18 protein-coding genes are annotated in these 22016 nt (G+C 50.4%); 7 read left to right on the top strand and 11 right to left on the bottom strand.

Annotated features, from left to right (window positions below; all coding sequences use genetic code 11):
* Positions 1-41: 41 nt before the first annotated feature.
* Positions 42-1148: an alanine dehydrogenase gene (gene ald / locus GmarT_RS03090; RefSeq protein ID WP_002644409.1), complete on the bottom strand. Its 1107-nt coding sequence runs from the start codon at positions 1146-1148 to the stop codon at positions 42-44.
* Between the two features lie 168 nt (positions 1149-1316).
* On the opposite strand from ald, the gene nadC reads away from it, so the two are divergent.
* Together nadC and GmarT_RS03080 are read left to right on the top strand one after the other, a co-directional pair.
* Entirely contained in the window at positions 1317-2207 is an 891-nt protein-coding gene (nadC, locus tag GmarT_RS03085; RefSeq protein ID WP_002644410.1) for a carboxylating nicotinate-nucleotide diphosphorylase, read from the top strand.
* Between the two features lie 78 nt (positions 2208-2285).
* Positions 2286-4607: an ArnT family glycosyltransferase gene (locus tag GmarT_RS03080; protein WP_002644411.1), complete on the top strand. Its 2322-nt coding sequence runs from the start codon at positions 2286-2288 to the stop codon at positions 4605-4607.
* An 18-nt stretch (positions 4608-4625) separates the two neighbouring features.
* On the opposite strand, the gene GmarT_RS03075 is transcribed toward GmarT_RS03080, so the two are convergent.
* Positions 4626-4829, bottom strand: a complete 204-nt coding sequence (locus tag GmarT_RS03075; RefSeq protein ID WP_002644412.1) for a hypothetical protein — start codon at positions 4827-4829, stop codon at positions 4626-4628.
* A 313-nt stretch (positions 4830-5142) separates the two neighbouring features.
* On the opposite strand from GmarT_RS03075, the gene trpB reads away from it, so the two are divergent.
* A complete protein-coding gene (trpB, locus tag GmarT_RS03070; RefSeq protein ID WP_081459385.1) occupies positions 5143-6348 on the top strand; it encodes a tryptophan synthase subunit beta in 1206 nt (401 codons plus the stop codon).
* 66 nt (positions 6349-6414) lie between these two features.
* Positions 6415-7236 (top strand): tryptophan synthase subunit alpha, encoded by an 822-nt coding sequence (gene trpA / locus GmarT_RS03065; protein WP_002644414.1) that lies wholly within the window; start codon positions 6415-6417, stop codon positions 7234-7236.
* Positions 7237-7239: 3 nt separating this feature from the next.
* Here the strand turns inward: trpA and GmarT_RS03060 are convergent, their stop codons facing one another.
* The 6 genes from GmarT_RS03060 to GmarT_RS03035 form a co-directional block, all read right to left on the bottom strand.
* Entirely contained in the window at positions 7240-7686 is a 447-nt protein-coding gene (locus tag GmarT_RS03060; RefSeq protein ID WP_002644415.1) for an ASCH domain-containing protein, read from the bottom strand.
* Positions 7687-7694: 8 nt separating this feature from the next.
* Complete coding sequence (locus GmarT_RS03055; protein ID WP_002644416.1) at positions 7695-9089, bottom strand: MBL fold metallo-hydrolase RNA specificity domain-containing protein; 1395 nt, start codon at positions 9087-9089, stop codon at positions 7695-7697.
* A 65-nt stretch (positions 9090-9154) separates the two neighbouring features.
* Positions 9155-10120, bottom strand: a complete 966-nt coding sequence (locus tag GmarT_RS03050; protein ID WP_002644418.1) for a glycosyltransferase family 2 protein — start codon at positions 10118-10120, stop codon at positions 9155-9157.
* A gap of 40 nt (positions 10121-10160) precedes the next feature.
* A complete protein-coding gene (locus GmarT_RS03045) occupies positions 10161-11228 on the bottom strand; it encodes a lysylphosphatidylglycerol synthase transmembrane domain-containing protein (RefSeq protein WP_002644419.1) in 1068 nt (355 codons plus the stop codon).
* A gap of 52 nt (positions 11229-11280) precedes the next feature.
* Complete coding sequence (locus GmarT_RS03040) at positions 11281-11688, bottom strand: hypothetical protein (RefSeq protein WP_002644420.1); 408 nt, start codon at positions 11686-11688, stop codon at positions 11281-11283.
* Between the two features lie 78 nt (positions 11689-11766).
* Positions 11767-12651, bottom strand: a complete 885-nt coding sequence (locus GmarT_RS03035; RefSeq protein WP_157158905.1) for an alpha/beta hydrolase — start codon at positions 12649-12651, stop codon at positions 11767-11769.
* A 342-nt stretch (positions 12652-12993) separates the two neighbouring features.
* On the opposite strand from GmarT_RS03035, the gene GmarT_RS03030 reads away from it, so the two are divergent.
* Together GmarT_RS03030 and GmarT_RS03025 are read left to right on the top strand one after the other, a co-directional pair.
* Positions 12994-15084: a M3 family metallopeptidase gene (locus GmarT_RS03030; RefSeq protein ID WP_002644422.1), complete on the top strand. Its 2091-nt coding sequence runs from the start codon at positions 12994-12996 to the stop codon at positions 15082-15084.
* Between the two features lie 185 nt (positions 15085-15269).
* Positions 15270-16589, top strand: a complete 1320-nt coding sequence (locus tag GmarT_RS03025) for a nucleotide sugar dehydrogenase (protein WP_002644423.1) — start codon at positions 15270-15272, stop codon at positions 16587-16589.
* A 68-nt stretch (positions 16590-16657) separates the two neighbouring features.
* Here the strand turns inward: GmarT_RS03025 and GmarT_RS03020 are convergent, their stop codons facing one another.
* Both GmarT_RS03020 and GmarT_RS03015 read right to left on the bottom strand, forming a co-directional pair.
* The gene (locus GmarT_RS03020; protein ID WP_002644425.1) at positions 16658-17233 is read right to left on the bottom strand and encodes a DUF1802 family protein; all 576 of its coding nucleotides are present in this window, start codon (positions 17231-17233) and stop codon (positions 16658-16660) included.
* Between the two features lie 31 nt (positions 17234-17264).
* Positions 17265-19202 carry an FG-GAP repeat domain-containing protein gene (locus tag GmarT_RS03015; protein ID WP_002644426.1) on the bottom strand — a complete coding sequence of 646 codons (1938 nt, stop codon included), beginning with the start codon at positions 19200-19202 and terminating at the stop codon, positions 17265-17267.
* Between the two features lie 151 nt (positions 19203-19353).
* On the opposite strand from GmarT_RS03015, the gene GmarT_RS03010 reads away from it, so the two are divergent.
* Positions 19354-20916, top strand: coding sequence for a TrkH family potassium uptake protein (locus GmarT_RS03010; RefSeq protein WP_002644427.1), 1563 nt, complete (start codon positions 19354-19356; stop codon positions 20914-20916).
* A gap of 76 nt (positions 20917-20992) precedes the next feature.
* Here GmarT_RS03010 and GmarT_RS03005 read toward each other — a convergent pair whose 3' ends face one another.
* Positions 20993-21970 carry a ThuA domain-containing protein gene (locus GmarT_RS03005; RefSeq protein WP_002644428.1) on the bottom strand — a complete coding sequence of 326 codons (978 nt, stop codon included), beginning with the start codon at positions 21968-21970 and terminating at the stop codon, positions 20993-20995.
* Positions 21971-22016 lie beyond the last annotated feature (46 nt).

Here is a 22016-nt window from a genome sequence, read left to right as displayed (position 1 = left end):
TTTAAAATAAAGAGGTGACAACCGGTTTCTCACCTCTTTTTTTACGGACGAAACTCTTTCCATTCGATGCCGAAAGTTTCAGCGACAGCTCGATTGGTCACCTGCCCCTGATGGACATTCACTGCTGTCAACAGACCATGGTTCTGTGCACAGGCTGCATTCAATCCCTGATTGGCCAGTTTGAGGGCATACGGCAACGTCACATTACATAAGGCGTAGGTGCTCGTGCGACCAACCGCACCAGGCATGTTGGCTACACAATAATGCACAACACCATCGACGACAAACGTTGGATCGGAGTGCGTTGTGGGTCTTGTGGTTTCGATACAGCCTCCCTGGTCGACAGCCACATCAATCAACACAGCCCCGGGTTTCATCGAACTCAATGCCGACCGGGGAACCAGTATCGGCGCGCGGGCACCGGGAATCAAAACCGCGCCAATCACCAGGTCTGCCAGTTCGAGTTCTGCCCGGATATTATGTCGATCACTGTAGAGTGTATTCACGTTGGCGGGCATGATGTCTTCAAGATAGCGAAGCCGGTCAACATTGATATCCAGAATCACCACATCTGCCTGAAAGCCTGCGGCAATTTGAGCGGCATTTTTCCCGACCACTCCCCCTCCCAGAATGACAATGTGCGCTGGGGGAACGCCGGGAACTCCTCCCAATAGAATTCCCCGACCTAACTGCGGGCGCTCCAGATATTTGGCCCCTTCCTGGATGCTCATTCGGCCCGCAACTTCACTCATCGGTGTCAGCAGTGGGAGTTGACCATGCGGGCCTTCCAGCGTCTCATAGGCAACCGCAGTGGCTCCTGTCTCCAGAAAACCACGTGTCAATTTCTCATCCGCGGCAAAATGAAAATAGGTAAACAGAATCTGGCCTGGTTTTAATAAAGCCCATTCCGCCGGCTGAGGCTCTTTGACCTTGATCACCAGATCCGCGCGGGCAAACAGTTCCTCAGCGGTTTCTACTATCTCGGCGCCGTTCTCTTCGTAGAGCTCATCTAGAATCCCGCTTCCCAGACCAGCCCCTCGTTCGATCAGCACAGTATGCCCGGCAGCAGTCAATTCTTCGGCTCCCACCGGAATCAGCGCGACGCGATACTCATCCTGTTTAATTTCACGAGGGACTCCAATAATCATGCTCTTCTCCCGATTACATCTCAGACTGCAGACTGGTATGATACGACCATAGACATTATACGCCTTAATTTCATATTATTCGTCTGAATTTTATGTGAGTCTTGAGCCTTAAACGTGGCAATAGACTCACCAGACAGTGACTCTTAACAGAAAAGCTCGATTATTACAGTGACAGTCCCCTTTGATGAGCTCCAGCAAAATGCAGCCACGACTCTGATCAAACTCGCTCTGGAAGAAGATCTGCAGCAGACAGGTGACCTGACCTGCCAGGCACTGATTGATCCGTCAGATCAGGCAGAAATCCAGATCGTCGCACGGCAACAGGGTATCCTGGCCGGCTCTCCGATCACATCACTCATCTTCAGCGAACTGGATCCTGCAGTCGCCTGCACACACCATCTGTCAGACGGTGATACACTGGAACCAGGTTCAATCATTACGACTTGCGCCGGTCCTCTCGCTTCAATTCTGATTGGCGAACGGACCGTGTTAAATTTTCTGACACACCTGTGTGGAGTCGCCTCGCTGACCGCCCGTTATGTGAAAGCTATCGCCGGGACGAACGCAGCCATCCTGGACACACGCAAAACGCTCCCCGGGTGGCGTGTGCTGGAAAAATATGCTGTCGCAGCCGGCGGCGGTACAAATCATCGAATGGGTCTGTATGATGGGGTTCTGATCAAAGACAATCATCTGGCTGGCTGGTCTTCACGAACTTCTCATCCGACAATTGCCGCCGCGATTCAACAGGCACGCGAATCTGTCGATGGTCAGAAACCTATCGAGGTTGAAGTGGACACACTGGATCAACTGGCGGATGCGTTGCAGGCCAAACCCGAGATCGTACTGCTCGACAACATGTCACCAGAGATCATGAAACAGGCGATTGAGTTGCGGAATTCCAGTTCGCCGACAACACTGCTGGAAGCATCCGGAGGGATCACCCTTGAGAATCTCCGCAGTGTGGCAGAAACCGGGGTGGAACGCATCAGCGTGGGTGCACTCACACATTCTGTGATATCACTGGACTTAGGATTTGACTGGAAACGGCGTACGTAATTTCACGTCAAACGGACTCCTTCACTCATCTTAAAGCTTTGATTTCTTCCTATGAACAAAACAGCGGCAGACAGTCCTATGGAATCCCTCGAGAAAGATTCCCCTCTGTTTTTGAGCGGGGCACTGGCTTGGGTGTTGCTGTTTTTTATTGCATTCCTGACGATTCCGTTGACCAACAATCAGGAAATTGATCGCTGGTATATTGTCCCTGAGATCCCGTTCCTGTTACTGGACCTGATTGACCCGCTCCCGGAAGAAAACCCGCATCCGGCAGGATGGGCATATTTTCCACAGCGGATACCATTGATCGGCATTGCTGCAATTGTACTACTGGGGGCCTGGGGACTGGGGCAGCTTGTGACGCGGTTGATCCGCATCCCGTTGCATCCCTTCACTGCCGAACGAACTGTCTTCGCCTCTGGCCTGGGAATCTCGCTAGTCTCTCTACTGACCCTGGGAGGTGGGCTGCTGGGCATTCTCACGCAAGGACTCTGTTATGCCGTGCTGATTACAATGGCGACAGCCGGCATCGCGTCGGCACTTCAGGAAACGAAACAGAAAACAGGATCGCTGGTTTCTTTGAAGCTGTCGCTGCCGAAATCGATCACGTTCGATATGCTGTTCCGTGTGGGCTGCTGCCTGCTGATGAGCCCGTTTGTAATGAGCATGTTTCTGGGATCCATGCTGCCTTCCACTGATTATGATGTGCTTGAATATCATTTCGGAGGGCCGAAAGAATATTACCAGCAGGGCTACATCGGCTTCCTGCCACATAACGTGTATACCAGCTTTCCGTTTCTGACGGAGATGCTCACCCTGCTGTCGATGACACTCAAAGGGGACTGGTTCTCGGGAGCCCAGGCGGGCAAACTCGTACTGATGAGTTTCGCAATATTTACCGCACTGGGAATCTTCACAATGGCGCGGCACTGGTTTGGTTCGGCCGCCGGCTGGATTGCCGCCACGGTGTTCCTGACCAATCCCTGGACTTACCGGATGTCAATCATTGCCTATACCGAAGGAGCGCTCTCCTTTTATCTGCTGGCCAGCCTGGTGAGTCTGATCCTGACGATTGCCGTTTTGCAGAAATGGAAAGCGAACTCAAACGACGCAGCAGACGATTCCGCAGCCAGGACATCCCGGTTGCCGGGCGAGCTCTGGAGTTGGACGCTCCTCACCGGTCTGCTGGCGGGCTCTGCGATGTCAACCAAGTATCCGGGCGTCCTCTCAGTTGTGATTCCACTCGGACTGACGCTGCTCGGCTTCAGTTGGGTTTTGCTCAAGGAAGACAGGTCCCTGCGCTGGTCAGCGACTTTCAAGCTGGGCATGCTGTTCGCAGCAGGGACCCTGATCACGGTTGGTCCGTGGTTGCTCAAAAACCTGGTGGAAACAGGCAACCCGGTTTATCCGCTGCTGTATTCAGTCTTCGGGGGATATGACCTGACCGAGGCACTGAACGCCAAGTGGAAAAACGGGCATGGTATGAGAACGATTGGCCTGAAAGAATTCAAAGACAGCCTGCTGGATGTCACGATGACCAGCGACTGGCTCAGCCCCCTGCTGTTCTGCCTGGCGCCGCTGGCATTTCTGAACCAACGACAGCGGCGTCTCATACACTGGCTCTGGATCTATATCGGTTTTCTCTTCTTTTCCTGGTGGTTACTGACGCACCGGATTGACCGGTTCTGGGTACCTATGTTGCCAGTGGTCGCAGTACTGGCGGGCATTGGTGCGACCTGGAGTTCGAAACTGCTCTGGCGGACGGGTGTAACAGCTGTGGTGTTTTTTGCCGTACTGTTTAATCTGTGTATTATCACCAGCGGTCTGGGGGGCAATAATGCTTACCTGGATGATTTCACGTACGCCCGCAATTTTACTGGCAATCTGACGGCCCCGGAAATTGAAGTGTTGAACAAGATGCAGCTCGACCCCAATCAGGTTGTGCTGTTTGTGGGTGAAGCGAAGGTTTTCAACGCCAACTTTCCCGTGATTTACAATACCGTCTTCGATGAAGATATTTTCCAGCAATGGACGGCACAACCCGATCCAGAACTTCCCGACAAAGAGCTGTCGATGAAACCCGCCCGCGAGATCGAAGCAAAACTGAAAGCAGAGCATATCACATATGTATATGTGAACTGGGCGGAGATACTGCGTTATCGTATCCCTGGCTCATACGGTTACACCGACTACGTGACTCCCCTGCGTTTTCAACAACTGGTGAAAGAAGGAGTGCTGCAACCGCCCCTGCCTAATAAATACAGTTACCTGAAGTTCGAGTCGATGGCTGAAAACAAGCGAACAGAAATTGAACAGTGGGCACCAGAGCTGATCGTGGAGCGTGAAGGTGAGCTGTATTTCATCACAGCTCAAATCTTTCCGGTCGCCGCTTCAGAATGAAGTTCTCTAACGAGACACTCAGCCGACGGGTGGCACAAAGTCGTTGATTTCGCGACGGGCAGCGCGAAGATCCCGGGGAAAATCGGGAATAATGATATCGCTGTCATCCAGGTTCTGATAACCCCGTGGTTTGCTCTCCAGGAGACAAAACCGTTCTAATTCATCGATGTGAATCGAATCACAATTGATGGCTTCCGCCAGTTTTTCATCTGTCATATTCATATCTAATCCCCCCTCTGATACAGAATGTGAAGCTGACTGCCTCACAAATCGCATCACGTATTCTATCTGACAAACGAGCAAAAACCTAGAAAATTCTGACTGGACACTTCCACTTCCACAACTATAACGACACAACTTCATGATATCAAAGTACATATATCAAGGTTGTCACCCACATTTCCTGCATTTCCGGACCGAACCTTCATCGATTCCGAAGCGTCCAACTTGCGGGCATTGACCATCGACGTCGGGAATTCAATAATGGGTCACTACCACATTTTTTTGAACCACCATTAGTATATCTGAGCCAATTATGACTACGAATTTATCAAATGTACCTGACGCATCAGGTCGTTTTGGAGAATTTGGTCGACGCTTTGTCCCTGAAACCCTGATGCATGCTCTCGAAGAGTTGACCCAGGAATACGAGAAGGCCAGACAGGATCCCTCGTTTCAGGCAGAACTGGATGATCTGCTGAAAAACTACGTCGGACGCCCCAATCCACTGTATTTTGCAGAACGACTGACAGAGTATTGTGGTGGCGGCAAAATCTTCTTTAAACGGGAAGACCTGAATCACACCGGCGCCCATAAAATCAACAACACCATCGGCCAGGCTTTGCTGACAATGCGAATGGGAAAAAAACGGGTGATTGCCGAAACTGGAGCCGGCCAGCACGGAGTTGCTTCTGCTGTCGCCTGTGCCCGCTTCGGACTTGAATGTATTGTCTACATGGGTGAAGAAGACATCCGTCGTCAAAAGTTGAATGTCTTCAACATGAAAATGATGGGGGCAGAAGTTCGTGCAGTCACCAGTGGGTCACGCACACTTCGAGACGCCGTCAATGAAGCGATGCGCGACTGGATGTCGAGCGTTGAAACCACTCATTATATCATCGGATCTGTTATTGGCCCTCATCCCTTCCCGATGATGGTCCGGGATTTTCAGTCTGTCATCGGAAAAGAATCCCGGGCACAATGCCTGGAACAGACGGGGCGACTGCCTGATCAGGTCATTGCCTGTGTCGGCGGAGGTTCGAATTCCGCAGGAATGTTCTATCCATTTATCGACGATGAATCGGTCAAGCTGACCGGCGTGGAAGCCGGCGGGAGAGGTCCTGAACCAGGCGAGCATGCCAGCACACTCAGCTATGGCGCCAAGGGCGTGCTGCATGGAAGTTTTGGCTATGTACTTCAGGACGATGATGGCCAGACAATGGACGTCCATTCGATCTCTGCAGGACTGGACTATCCTGGTGTCGGCCCTGAACACAGCTATTGGAAAGACTCGGGTCGCGTCAACTATACCGCCATCACTGACGATGAAGCCCTGGAAGGCTTCCAGACCATGGCAAAACTGGAGGGGATTATTCCCGCGATTGAATCATCGCATGCCATCGCCTACGCGATAAAAGCGGCCCGGGAATCCGGCCCCGACAAAACGATTGTCGTCTGTTTATCCGGGAGAGGTGATAAAGATGTGAACGAAGTGGCCCGCCTGTTAGGTCGAGAAATCTAGTCGCGCTGTTCCCCCTGCCCCCTGCACCAATATCCTGATCATTTTCATAAAGTAGTACCGCGAATCGTGACAACATCCATCTCAGAAAAATTTGCCCAGGTCAAATCTGAAAACCGTATGGCATTCATGCCCTTTATCACTGCTGGTGACCCAGATCTGGAAACAACCGTTGATGTCCTCAAGGAACTGGCGGCACAAGGCGTCGACCTGGTTGAAGTCGGTTTTCCTTACAGTGACCCGATTGCCGATGGCCCGGTCATTCAGGAGTCATATACTCGCGCACTCAACAATAAGTTTCACGTTCACGATCTGTTTGAAAGTCTGAAAACTCTGTCTGCAGACAAAACCGTCAACCTGCCACCTCTGGTTGCCATGGTTTCGTATGCGATCATCTTTCGCTATGGTGCAGAAAAGTTTTTGAAGGAAGCGGCAGAAGCCGGCTTTTCCGGACTGATTGTTCCCGATCTACCCGGTGATGAAGCGTCGGATTTTGCTCAGCAGGTTAAAGCTTCTGAACTGGATCTGGTGCAACTTGTTTCTCCTCTGACTCCGGAGGGACGAACCAGACGCATCGTGCAGTCCGCCAGTGGTTTTATTTATTGTATTTCAGTGGCTGGTACTACCGGCGTGCGTGATGAACTGCCGCCAGAACTGACCGCTCATCTCGAAGCATTACGAGAGCTGACAGACCTGCCTTTAGCAGTGGGCTTTGGTATCAGTAATCCGGAGCACGTTAATACGCTCCGCGGAAAAGCCGATGGATTTATTATCGGTTCAGCCATCGTGAAACAGTTCGCTGCATTTTCGGATGAAAGCCAGAAGCGCGAAGACATTATCGCCGGTATTGGCGAGTATGCGGGACAGATGGCCGCAGCAACCCGAGGCTGATGTTTATTGTTTCTTTCTCGTGCCGGGATTCTTGCGGACAAACGGGTAAAACCAGACGCCGTATGGCAGGTATTCAGGAACGATCCGTTTCTTAAGTCGCCTGGGATTCGCGAGCTTCCAGCCATATTTCCCTGCGAGCAGTTCAGCGGGTACCCCGGCTGCGGCAGCATGCTTTTCCGTGGCGGGAAACGAATCCACGATTTCTACCGTACCAACCAGAGTTCCTGTCGGTAGCGTGTTTACGTCGATGCCTGCCTTCGATGCTGCTTTCACAGCATGTGGTGTGGTCGCCAGTTTCTTAGACGCATAGACATAAATCGTTCCGCGAATTTTCGTCTGGCTGGAGCGAATTTCAATCGTCTTTTCGCCACGCAGAATCAACTCTGCCCAGGGCTGCCTGATACCCAATGCCGGCAGACTGTGATCGGGATGTGTAATCGATTTCGTCATCTATAGTACTACACTTCAAAAGATTCATGATACTGGGGGATGATGGGGTCCTCATCACACTGATCTCTGATTAATGCAGCCAGGGCAGTCGCCGATTCCGGTTCACCGTGCACCAGAAAGACCTGTCCAATATTGCCTCGCTTTGCCGATTCTTCATACCACCACTTAAAATCCTCGACATCCGCATGCCCGGACAGACCACTCAACTGAACCACTTTGGCTTTGACTTCGTAATAACGATCGAAGATTTTGACCTTCGGGTCTTTATTCTGAAGACGCCGACCTAAGGTATGCGCGGCCTGATAGCCCATGAGCACCACGGTATTTTCCACATTAGAGATACCATTTTTCAGATGATGTCGTACGCGGCCATTTTCACACATCCCGCTCCCGGCAATGACGACGAATGCTCCTTTACGTTTATTGAGCGCAATACTTTCTTCACGCGAGGAAACATAATCCAGCAGAGAAAAACCGAATGGATCCCGGTCTGTTGAGATCACTTCCCGTACATTATCATCCATATCCTGAAGGTGAGCACGGAACACGGAGACCAGTCGCGTCGACAGGGGACTGTCTACAAAAATGGGAATATGAGGCAGACGTTTTTCATTATAGAGATCATTCAGGTAATATATGATCTGCTGCGTCCGCCCGAGACTGAACGCAGGAATGATCACACGTCCTTCCAGACGATACGCTTCATCCAGTATCTGGAACAGCTCTTCTTTGACGTCCGAGGCTTTTTCATGAACCCGATTCCCATACGTACTCTCGGAAATCAGGACTTCACACCCCTCAATCAATTCCGGGTCCCGCAGTAAAGGTAAATCACGTCGCCCCAGGTCACCAGTAAAAACCAGGTGCCGCCACTCGCGTTGATCTTTGATTTTCAGTTCAATGATGGCAGAGCCCAGAATATGACCGGCATCCAGGAAACGTACCTTGAGGTCATCGCCCAGTTCATGCCATTCCTGGTACTCCAGACGCTCGAACTGTTTCGCGACTGCTGTGACATCATCTTCAGAGTAGAGTGGTTCGATGGGAGGATGCTTGTCTGTCAGTTTTCGGGCAAGATAACGCGCATCTTCTTCCTGAATCCGCGCGCTGTCCTTCAGCATTATCTCAGCGATATCCGCTGTGGCCGAAGTGCAGAAGACTGGTCCTCGAAATCCTTTATTGAACAATCGTGGCAAATTCCCGCAGTGATCCATATGACCATGCGAAAGAAACACCGCGTCCAGTGATTCGGGGGGATAAGCGAAGCGACTGTTTTTCAGGTACGATTCCTGCCTGTGCCCCTGGAACAGTCCACAGTCCAGCAAAATGCGGCGAGAGTCAGTTTCGATTAAATGCTGGCTGCCCGTGACTTCTCCAGCAGCTCCCAGAAACGTAATTTTCATCTATGGCTTCATTTCCAGATCAAGAAACAGGATCGACCTTAATACTTCCTGAACACCAAACATCTTCAGATGATAATTTCCTGTTCATTCTGAGTTGCTGTATCAGTGCGTTCAGAAATACTGTAAGAATCCTGATGACGGCCCGTGTAAGCGACAATCAATTCTGCCAGCAGCCCCAGGCTGATTGCCTGACCGCCTAGAAAAGTCGCTGCAATCGAATAGGCTAACAGAGGGCGACTTCCGATCGGCCCGAATCCCATACCAAACACGTTTGTCAAAATCCAGATGAAACCCAGATATCCCAGTCCGAGAAATCCAATCGAAAGAAATCCCAGACCAATAGCCCCCAGCATGTGTTGTGGTCGTTGGCCGTAACCTGTTAAAAACCGGACCGTCAACAGATCAAGAAAGCCTCTCAGGAACCGGCGGACTCCGTACTTGGAATGACCGTGCTGCCGCTCGCGGTGATGTACCGGAATCTCGGTCACTTTAAAGCCGCGGGCGTCTGCAAGCACAGGAATGAAGCGATGCAATTCCCCATAGATACGAATTTCCGCGGCGACTTCTTTCCGAAATAATTTGAAGCCGCAGTTGTGATCGTGCAGTTGGAGCCCGGTCAGTTTAGCGATCATCCAGTTAAAGACTTTGCTCGGGTAGACTTTATGCCAGGGGTCGAGGCGGCGTTCTTTCCAGCCATTGACGACATCGTAACCTTCGTTGAGTTTCTCCAGAAAGCGGGGAATCTCTTTCGGGTTATCCTGCAGGTCGGCGTCCATCATCATAATGACAGACCCACGGGCAGCCCGCATACCAGCCGTCAGAGCGGCTGCTTTGGCAAAGTTGCGACGAAAGCGGATCCCGGATACCCGGCCATCCTTCGCAGCCAGCCCGGAGATAATTTCCCAGGAACGGTCAGAGGAACCATCGTCGATAAAAATGACTTCGAGATCAATATTATGCTGCTGACTCGTGTCACAGATCTCCTGATACAACTGTGGCAGACTTTCGGATTCATTTAAGACAGGAATCATAATCGAGAGCACAACAAATACCTTTCGCTCGTTTTATTTTCTACACAATTTCATTTGTATCGGAAGCTGGCTGGTTCTGCACCGATCCAGTGTCGGTCGAAGCTTGACTTCCAATACTATAGTATAAAACAAAGGCAGACAGTAATTCACTAGCAAAAGAAACGATTCGTACTAATATCGCGGCAACAAACGCATTTATATCTCCAATTAACGGAGAACCGGCAAGGATTGCCGAGATTAACCCTTCCCTTACCCCCAGACCTGCAGGAGCAAACAAGGCCAGAAAGCCCAGCGCATACGCAGCCGACACCGCAGCGATCCAGCGCGGCCATTCCTGCCAGACCAGGCCTTGATCGCTGATTGAGGCCAGTGTCAGTCCCAGGCTCAAACCATGCAGGCTCCAGCTGAGCAGGAACATCAACACGCCTGCATATAACAGTCGCAGGGAAAACTCCGGCTGTGGTTCTTCGGCTGTTGCTTCCACATTGGATCGGGAGAACTTTTTCGAAAATAAATTTAACAGTCGTGCCACCAGAGGCAGGGAGATAAAGAGAACAACCAGAATCAAAGTCGGGACAAGGAAAGGGTGTGCTTGAAGATACTGAACCCACGCCGGCCAGTCATCCAGTTGATCGACGTCGATCACAAACGGGATCAATGCCAGAAACAGGACCAGTCCGACTCCCATGACTGCCAGCGTTTCATACGCGGCTGTCACAGCGGCTACCGAAACACGCACGCCATATTCCTTAAGCAGCGTAGCACGAATTAAAAGGACGGTCACTTTGCCGGGAATGTACTTTCCCAGATGACCACAATAATAGGCACGCGCTGTCGGCCAGAAATCGACTTTTTCCCCGGAGGCAAGCATCAGTTGCTGCCAGAACCAGACGGAAGGTAACCAGGCTATGAAATAGCAGATTCCTGACAAAATCAGCCAGACGGGGCTGATTTGAATTTCTGTGATTGCTTCCTGCTGCTGCTCGTAAAGCTGTGCCCCCTGCTTCCAGACAAAGTAGAGTACCAGCGCCAGTAATCCCCATTTCGTCAGTTTCCAGATCAGCGCAGAACCAGATTTTTTTTTAGAGTCAGCTGATGGATCAGACATGAAAACGGAAACTTTGAGTGAGAACTGTAGAGAAGTGTATTCGCAGAACCTGTTAATCGACGGGCTGACTTTTCTGGCTGTTTTTCAGAAATAACTGTTTCACCGAATCTCGCAGCAGAACCACAATCGTGGCGATACCCAACATGGTACCAAACGGAAAGATAGGACATTCACAAATGGCAACGATCAGACAGAACCGATAGTTTTCATAACGTGCCAGCGACTGACCAGCCAGAATGATACAAAACAGGATCGCGAAACCAATCAGGTAAAAGATAACCCCGAAGCCGATCATCAGGGAAACTTCTAACTCAGGTCGAGTCCGCCCCAGGTAATCGCGGGTTGCGTCTGACAGGTCCTTCACGACCCAATATAAAATCAGTGTCACAAAAATATTCAGTATTCCATAAATGATCTGTAGCTTTGAAAGCAACTGCAGATGTCGCTGATCACGGTCCATACTAAACGCTCATTTCATTCAGACGGGTACAATTATGACTTGAAACGATAAAACTGATCTCTCAATTCCAGCTGACAATTATGGCACTGTTACTGTCTGAGGTACAGGAATCGGTTGCGGTTTTCCTGATTCACGAAAGACCCCCGTCTCCAGGAACCGCAGCGTATGGGCGATTGTTTCCGGGTCATTCATCATAAATGAATGCAGAACCGGTAACATGATAAAATCATCGGCTCCCGGAAGACGGGTACTGCTGACGGCGACGGTGCCGTCGTTATCGCCACGAATCAGCGGATTGTAACCTTTCAGAGTATTTCGCCCCCCGGCGACCACTCCAAAAGAAAACGGAGGGGTGGGCAGGTTGCTGATAAAATCGCTGTTGACTTCGGTAACCAGTTGCTGACCCGCGGGACCAAAAATGGCTTTGAACAGTAAATTGGAGCGGAAGCGATCAGCCATATCGGCTCCCCGATTGGGGACTCCCAGCATGACCATGCGTTTCACGCGCGGGTCGACAACCTCCTGTTGTGACAGCCACGAACGCACGACCAGCCCTCCCATACTGTGTACCACCAGATCAATCTCTTCAATACCTTCGAGTGATTGAATGACCTGACCCAGATAGCTCGCATTTTCGGGGATCGTCCGCTGCGTACTCGGGTAATCAAAGGGGACCACCAGCCAGTTTTTCTGCTGACAGGACTCTTTCATTTTTACAAATGACTTGGAAGAGCGAATGATACCATGTATCAGAATTACGGCTTTGCCCTGCATAGGCGGAAGCCGTTCAGCTGCTTTAATCTCTTCGAGGCGCTGCTGACAGACTGCCAATGAGCCACTGGCATGTCTCTGGTCTTTCGGATCCAGCAGACGATAATGCTGACTGATGACATGCTGCTGAATCTTCCAGCCATGAAAAAACTGTACATCCCCCCAGAACTGCCGTCCGCCCATGGTCTTCATAACTAAATCCTTCGCTGTGTATTTTTCGTTTTGATTCTGATCTGATGACGGACCAGCCTCTTCAGACCGACAGAAAGACGAGAGAAAAACGAACACTGCCAGTCCAGTCCAGACCGAGAAAAGCTGCTTCATATTACCTGCTCTCCGGTACTAACTTTCCTGTAAAAGAGTTAAACTGATTTCAGGCATTGTATCGATTTCCCGAATCCATAAGAATGCCTTTTAAATCAGAGCCTGTTTATTTTATGATGACCTGCCTCATCAGCTGCAGAGCCGGTTTTTGTATCAATAACCTCTCAATTATGCATATTATCAATTCCCCCGGGAAGGACAGTTTCACAAATGGATCAGCAATCGAGTTTATCAGATAATCCCCTCCTGGTATTAGAGGGACTTCCACGTTTCGATCGTATCGAACCGCAACATATTCAGCCAGCTGTCAAAGCACTTCTGGAGCAGTCAGAAGCGGGTCTGAAAAAAATCGAAGCGGAAGCGCAGCCCTCCTGGGAAGGTTTAATGCAGCCTCTGGAAGAACTGGACTATCCCTGGGAACGATCATGGGGTTCTGTGGGCCATCTGCTGGGCGTGAAAAATACTCCTGAAATCCGGGAAGCCTACGAAAGTGTTTTACCGGACATTGTTGCATTTTCATTAAGTGCCAGGCAGAGTAAGCCCATTTACGAAGCATTAGTCGCTTTGCGAGACAGTGAAAACTGGAATTCGCTCAATGATGCACAAAGGCGGATTATCGAGAAACGGATCCTGTCAGCGGAACTGGCAGGTATCGGTCTCTCCGGCGAACAACTGACCCGGTTCAATGAAATTGCCAGAGAACTTTCGAGCCTGTCCACGAAATTTGCCAACAACGTGCTGGATGCTACAAAAGCTTTCACACTGATCATTACCAGCGCGGATGATGTCGCTGGCTTCCCGGACAGCCTTAAACAGTTGGCCGCACAATCCTACAACAGCTGGGATGAGAAAAAACCTGAAGTCGAAGCAACTCCGGAAGAAGGCCCCTGGCGCATCAGTCTGGACTTTCCCTGCTTCGGTCCTTTTATGCAGCACTGCCGCAATCGCGAATTAAGGGAAAAAGTATATCGTGCGTTTATTACGCGTGCATCAGAGGGTGAAATCAATAATGAACCATTGATTCCGGAGATTCTCAAGTTACGCAAAGAGAAAGCGCATCTGCTGGGATATGCCAACTTCGCCGAAGTCAGTCTGGCAGAAAAAATGGCGCCCAGCATCGACGCCGTTCTCGAGATGGAAGAACGACTGCGAACTGCCTCCTTTGAAAACGGTCAACAGGATTTGAAAGATCTGCAGGAGTTTGCATCTGCACAAGGCGAAACAGAACCTATTATCCAATGGGACTTCGCCTTCTGGTCAGAACGTCTGCGGGAACAGCGTTTCAGTTATACTGATGAAGAGTTACGACCTTATTTCTCGCTGGAAAAAGTACTGGATGGTCTGTTTCAACTGGTCAATCGTATCTTTGGAATCACAGTCACCCAGGTCACGGATGATATCCCTGTCTGGAATAAGGATGTCCGTTATTTCAACATCGCGAATGAGTCCGGCGAAACGATTGCCGGTTTTTACCTGGATCCCTACGCCCGCCCTGCCGACAAACGGGGAGGTGCCTGGATGGACGACTGCCTGGGTCGCAAAATTGTGAACGGAACAGTACAGCTTCCGGTCGCGCACCTGGTGTGCAATTCTACGCCGCCGGTAGGTTCAAAACCCTCACTGATGACATTTCGAGAAGTGGAAACACTGTTCCATGAATTCGGTCATGGTCTGCAGCATATGCTGACGACGATTAATGAAGCAGATGCTGCCGGCATCAATGGCGTGGAATGGGATGCCGTCGAACTGGCCAGCCAGTTTATGGAAAACTGGTGCTATCACAAACCCACACTACTGGGGATGGCTAAACATTTCGAAACGGGTGAAACACTCCCCGATGAACTGTTTGAAAAAATCAAAGCCGCACGCAACTTCCAGGCGGGCACTCAAATGCTGCGTCAGATTCAGTTTGGTGTCGTCGATTTAAAACTTCATAGTGAATTTGACCCCGATGGCAGTGAATCCGTCTTCGACGTCCAGCGCGAAATCAGTCAGAGCACTTCGGTTCTGCCGATGCTGCCCGAGGATCGGTTTTTATGCTCGTTTCAGCATATCTTTGCAGGGGGATATGCCGCCGGTTACTTCAGTTATAAATGGGCCGAAGTTCTCAGTGCTGACGCGTTCAGCGCGTTTGAAGAGGCAGGACTCGACGATGAGCAGGCCGTCGAAGCGACCGGACGACGATTCCGCGACACAATCCTCGCTATGGGAGGCAGTCGCCACCCCATGGATCTGTTTAAAGAGTTCCGTGGTCGGGAACCCAGTCCTGAACCACTCCTGCGGCATACAGGACTGTTGTAATACAGAGGGTATCCCAGCACTGGCAGAGCCGGTTTCGAACACTTGTTTAGTAGAAAAACCGGTCTCCGCCGTGAATGGAGTCTTACCGCTAAAATGCTTGCAGGAAATAAGTTCGAGTGATATGATCCGGCGACTTCAGCTGTATCATTTCCCTGCATTTAGGACTAAACAAGGACGGTATTTAGATGGCAAATCAGCTTGAGCAGGCGATTAAAGACAAAACGGCAACCATTGGAATTATTGGCTTAGGCTATGTCGGGCTCCCTCTGATTGACGCTTTTGTAAACAGTGGTTTCAAAACCATGGGTTTTGATGTAGATCAAAACAAAGTTGAACAGCTGCAGGCTGGTAAAAGTTATATTCAGCACATTCCCTCAAAAACAGTCACAAACTGGCTTGAGAAAAAGCAGTTCGAGGCGACCGCTGAAGCTTCACGGATGAAAGAAGCAGATGCCCTGCTGATCTGTGTCCCTACTCCTCTAACAACGAGCCGTGACCCTGACCTGAGTTATGTTGAAAAAACCACAGAGGCGATCGCCGCCAGTCTGCGTCCCGGACAACTGGTCGTCCTCGAAAGTACCACTTACCCGACAACAACCCGCGATGTCCTGCTTCCTATTTTGGAAGCGACGGGGCTCAAAGTGGGTGAAGACTACTTTCTTGCTTACAGCCCGGAACGGGAAGATCCCGGTAATCCGGATTTCTCTGCCGCTGGAATTCCCAAAGTGGTTGGCGGGATCGATGACAACAGCCTGCGAATTGCCGCCGCGTTATATGAACATGCTGTCGTCAATGTCATTCAGGTTTCCTCCGTAGAAATTGCCGAAGCCTGTAAGATTCTGGAAAACACCTATCGCGCCGTGAATATTGCGATGGTCAATGAACTCAAAACACTATTTGACCGCATGAATATTGATGTCTGGGAAGTCATCGATGCCGCGAAAACGAAGCCCTTTGGTTTTCAGGCCTTTTACCCGGGCCCTGGTCTGGGCGGTCACTGTATCCCCATTGACCCGTTTTACCTGAGCTGGCTGGCACGCAAGGAAGGGCAGACGACCCGCTTCATCGAACTGGCCGGGGAAGTCAATACCCGCATGCCACGATACGTGATTGACAGGCTCTCCGAATTTCTCAATCAGCATGCCAAACCACTCAAAGGCAGCAAAATCTGCATGCTGGGTGTGGCCTATAAAAAAGATGTCGATGACCCGCGTGAAAGTCCTTCTTTCCACTTGCTCGATCTGCTGCTGGAACGGGGTGTCGATTTCACTTATAACGACCCTCATATTCCAAAACTTCCCAAGATGCGACATCACAATGTCCCCGCAATGGAAAGCCAGGAATTAACACCCGAGTATCTGGCGGCACAGGATTGCGTGCTGATAGCCACCGATCATTCGGCTTACGATTACGACTTTATCGTCAAGCACAGCAAGATGATTCTTGATACCCGCAATGCGACCAAAAATGTAACTTCCGGTCGGGAGAAAATCTTTAAAGCTTAATTACGCTGCTTCATACAGTACACAGCCCGGCTCTCTGGATCCGGGCTGTGTTCATTTACAAACTGAGTTTATTGCGATCTTGCTACGATTTCCTGAAACGCCTGTTGTGCTTCCAGAAACTGTTCTGGATTAAGGACCGGCTTCAGATTAATTGTGTCAAAGTACTGTGAAAGCTCCACCCAGGAATGACAGCCCGCATAACGGGATTCCTGATCCACTTCGAAAGGATGCTCCAGACGAAAGATGCGAACCAGTAAAACAAACAGCCCCGGATTTTTGTATTCAAACCGCTGCTGGATTGTCTCTTCGTTCAATACCTGCAACTTCTGCAGAAATGTGAGCTGCGACGGATCTTTGAGTTCCAGAACCGCTTCGACGACAGAATAGAGGGCCAGATTCAACTTCCCGGAAGCAGGCTCCTGCGCCAAAGGGTGATTTAACAGACTGCTTTTTCCAGGCTGCAGTTGTTCTGCCCCCTGGTGAAAGCGTGTGGGAAACATCCAGAACTCATCGTGTTCCACACGGAAGCCGGCTTCTCCTTCGTGAATGCCCCCTTTCCGAACAATCACCGATTGAGTCCCCTGCTCCAGCGCAGCGCAGACAGCTCCCCATTCTTTAAAAGCGATTCGATTCTGTGACTGCATTCCTCTGCCCGATCACGGTTTGAAAACAGGATTACTTCTTTGAGCGCGGATTCTGCATCCAGTACAGATAACCATCTTCGGCCCCGACAATCAGGTCACGCACACCGTCCTGATCCCAGTCGACCGTACAGGGACTGCTGGTATGCCCGGCCAGTTTTCGTGAACTGAGTGGCCCTTTGTTTTTGAGTACCGTTTTTCCATCGACCGTTTTCTCGTTGCGGTATAAGTCGGCGTTCATACTGTTGACCAGTAAGTCGAGACGCCCATCACCATCCCAGTCGACCACATGCAGTTTATAGCGTCCACTCCCGCCTGCACGTTTGGGATTGAGTTGAATCGGCTTGAGTGATTCATCCACGAAGTTCCGCTTTCCCGGCAGTAACTTCAAATCCTGACCTGATCTAACCCGTTCGAAAAATGACAGATAACCTTCGTGATCCAGCATCACCAGATCCATGAGACCATCCTGATTATAATCGACGGCAACAGGCGTTGTACGCCACTGCGTTACCAGCTGATTGCCCCGAGGGTTCCACCAGTTCCACTCCGGTTTTGGTACTTCACCATTCCATTCCACCTGGATTGTCTGTGCTGGTGCCAGTTCCGGTTTGGTTTTTGTGCCGACATTCTGGTACCAGAGTATTTCACCCCAGATCGAATTCACGAGCAAATCGGGTAAACCATCCTGATTCCAGTCAGCAACGGTCTGGGTGGTATATCCCCACTTCGCTTCACAAGGTCCCTGAATCGAACCATTGGGGCCCGCCTGAATCCGAATCGGTCGTCCTCCCGCCTGCAGATAAACGGGGGCCGCCAGTTTGGGTGAATGCGGATCCCCATCCAGATTTTCAATCAGCCCAATATAACCGGCTGTATTTCCAACAATCAGATCTTCATCTCCATCGCCGTCCCAGTCGTATGCATAGGGAGTGGCGAGCGCTCCAAACTTGACTCCGGCTGCTTTCTGGCGGAAATACCGGGGAGGCAGAAACTGTGGCAGGCCCCCGAGAAGTTCGCCCGTATTCTCCATAAAGGCTACCCGACCGTCTTCATCACCAATCACCAGGTCGAGATCACCGTCCTGATCCCAGTCAATCGCTGTGGGAACAATCATCTGCAGATCCATCTGTAATGGCTGACCGTTATTGTGCAATCGACGCCCGGCAACATAGTGAGGCTGCGTGCGAGAGCCGGTATTTTCAAAATACGTCAGTTGATCCAGAAACTCACCACAGATCAGATCCAGATCGCCATCGTGATCGAAGTCTGCAAAGTTGGGAGAAGGCCAGCCAAACACTTCCAGAGGTTGATCGCCTACTTTGATTTTCGCTGGCTTCTCATATTCGGGTTTTTGATCCGTCCCTGCGTTGTTCAAGACATACACAAATCCATGCAGCGGGCCATTCGTCCATTGCCCTTCGGAATTGTAGGCATCATCCCAGCCATAATCGCCCCAGTCGCCGACAGCGACAACCAGATCCTGATCGCCATCGCCATCGTAGTCAACATAGTACCATTGATTCGCACGCACCTTTTTTCCATGCACATTCCGGTCAACGGGTAATTTGCTCAGCTTGTCAAATCCGTGCTTTTTGAAATCGACCACTTCCTGCCCTGAGACCAGTACACGGGGGATGCCATTTACGTAGGAAAGACAGGTATTATGATAACCTTTCCCCAGACGAACTCCCGGTTCAAAGACCGGCATTTTATCTTGACCGTCTGAACGGTTTTCGAAGAAGTAAGTACCATTAGAGGGCTTGTCCGGACAGGAAACCAGCAGGTCCATATCGCCATCGCCATCAAAATCCATCGGGAGCGGCCAGGCCCATAAACCAACTCCCAGGTCCACTTCGAGTCCTGGATTGTGATAGGTTAACTGTTCCAACTCTTCTGCTTTTGCTGCAGAAAAAAACAAAAATACAGAAAACAAAGCGAAAAAGAAACGGATACGAGACTGAGCGACCATAATGGAATTTCCTAATTCGGAATGAGTAGTATCGTTCAATTAGAACTGACGTGCTATAATCCCACGACTTTTGGTGTACCTCTATTTAACTCGAATCTACTGGAAGAATCCAGTCGTTCATTTCTGAACAAAATCAATAAGTTGAAATATAATGAACTGGTTATTGTTATCTCGCCTGCTGGGGCTTGTGGGCATGCTGGTGGGAGCCTCCATGGTCTTCAGCCTCCCCTGGGCATTTCCTGTTTTTGGTGAAGCAACGGAATTCGAAGCAGCAGGGTTCTGGGGAATCTGCGGCGCGATCGCCTGCAGCCTGGGTTCCGGTTCCCTGCTTTATTTGATCGGCCGAAAAGAGCATGGCACCATATTGCGGAAAGAAGCCCTGGCCATCGTTGGCTTGAGCTGGATCTATTCAGGAATTCTGGGCTGCCTCCCTTTTCTGTTTTCAGGATCAATGGTGGCGCCGAATGTTCCCATGACTATTCCCGACGCGCTCTTTGAATCCATCTCGGGATTTACAACCACTGGAGCTTCCGTGCTCCGTGAACTGGAAGACCCGGCGCTGGTACCGCGTTCGGTCCTGTTCTGGCGCAGTTTCACTCACTGCCTGGGCGGTATGGGAATCATTGTGTTATTCGTCGCCATTCTGAGACACCTTGGTGCGGGTGGTAAGGTACTCATGAAGCGGGAAGTTCCTGGCCCCACCAGTGAAGCAGTCAGGCCGCGCGTGCGGGAATCGGCGATTGTGATGTGGGTCATCTATGTTGCATTCACCCTGATACTGTCGCTGATCTTGTGGCTGGAGGGCATGAGTGTATTTGATGCGTTCTGTCACAGCTTCGGTTCGATGGCAACCGGGGGATTCAGTACGCACAATGCCAGTGTCGGCTATTTCAACAGCTGGCTGATTGAATTTACAATTGCTGTGTTCATGGTAATTGCAGGTACGAACTTTTCACTCTACTTCCTCTCCCTGAAAAACCTGCGCTCATCAAAAGATCATTCCTGGAAACATTTCTTTGCCCCTCTGCGGAATGATATCGAATACCGTACGTATCTGATCATCCTGGCTTCGGCTACGATTTTTCTGACTTACAACCTGTTGAGCAATCAGATCTACGACAACCTTCCAGAGGCTTTGCGCTACGCCGGTTTTCAGGCAGTCTCCATCATGACGACCACCGGATATGGGACAGGTGATTTTGATACCTGGAATGAATCGTCCAAAATGCTGTTGCTGTTACTGATGTTTGTCGGCGGATGTGCCGGTTCCACTGCGGGGGGTATCAAAGTCATTCGATTCGTTCTGTTTGCCAAAATCATCTGGCTGGAAATTGAAAAATCGTTTCGTCCGAATGTGGTCCGTCCCGTCCGGATTGGCTCTGCGAATATCGAACAGGGAATCCGCAATGATGTCACCGTCTACTTCAGCCTGGTTTTGATTATTTTCATTTTCAGCAGTCTGTTACTGACGGCAATGGAACCAAACACCGAGTGGCGTTTGAACAAACCCGAAAAACTGATCGACTGTACCAGCGCTGTCGTTGCCACCCTCAATAACATTGGTCCAGGTGTCGGAGAACTGGGGCCCACCGAGAACTACGCCGACTTCACCCTCTCCGGCAAAGTATTATTGACCGTATTAATGCTGCTGGGTCGACTGGAACTGTTTGCCATCCTCGTGTTATTTGTCCCCAGTTTCTGGAAAAACTACTGACGAAAAGCTACTGAAATAAAAGAGCACAACCTCATTTAAGACCATGCTCTTTCTATACGGTTCGCCCTGTTGACGATTACAGTTTTTTCGGCTTCTGCCCGGTTTTGTATTTCTCTGGCCCTGTACCGGAATTGTTAGGATCGTACTCTCCAGCCAGGTCTGCTTTTGCACCGTCAGTGGGAATTTTATCTTCCATTCCCAGTGACCATAAGATTCCATTCAGTGCCAGCTTCCTGACGTTAGGATCTTTAAAATCAAACGGGTGTGCAGTCGTTGTGAAGAAGACGCGTCCTTTGGTTCCCCCTTCGCCAGTATAAGTTTTAGTCCAGGCGACCGGATTATCCAGCGGGTATTTTTCCAGATTCCCTTTCATCTCGTGACCAGACTTGAGTGAGTGCCCCGTGAGTAAAGGCTGACTATCGCCGGCCAGCTGATGGCCTTCGCTTCCTCCATCCACATGGTACAACCAGGAATAAGCTTTGTAGGGTTCCACACCTCGCAAAATCGGGTGATCTTTGGCTTCGGTGTTAATCGTCACTTGAGTGAGGTACTCATGCCCGTCGCCAAAGTGGCCGTGATGCGTGATCCATTTCTGTCCGACCAGTTCTGCGATTTTTTTATCATTCCATTCTTTATAAGGACTTTTGGGATCCCGGAAGAGGAAAGCATGGGTAGCGGTACGAAAGCCGACAACCGGTTTTCCCGATTGGACGTACTTCAGAAAATGCTGGAACTGATCGGGAGGCAGATCTCGAAAGCGGGTAAACAGGACCATCAGATCAGCATCATCAAGAGCTTCCAGACCGCTGATCGACTTCTGATTTCCCGGCGCGATATTACCGTCCTCATCCAGGGAATAGCAGACCGTCACATCAAATCCGTAATCGCGTTTCAGGATTTGAGCCAGCATGGGCATGGATTCTTCAGACCGATATTCATCGTCCCCGGTTACAAACACAATATGTGGTTTTTCAGCAGCCTGCGTTTCCACAGTAATTAACGATCCCGGTAATAGCGAGAAAAAACCAATCCAGAGAAAAGACCACGATTTCATGAATACTCCTGCCAACGCTGAGGGCTTGCGGTGTGCGAAGCAGAAC

Origin of the sequence: Gimesia maris (assembly GCF_008298035.1) — a bacterium.
GTDB classification, from domain to species: domain Bacteria; phylum Planctomycetota; class Planctomycetia; order Planctomycetales; family Planctomycetaceae; genus Gimesia; species Gimesia maris.
The sequence above is the reverse complement of the archived record's forward strand: the minus strand, read 5'-3'. Positions and strand labels throughout refer to the sequence as shown.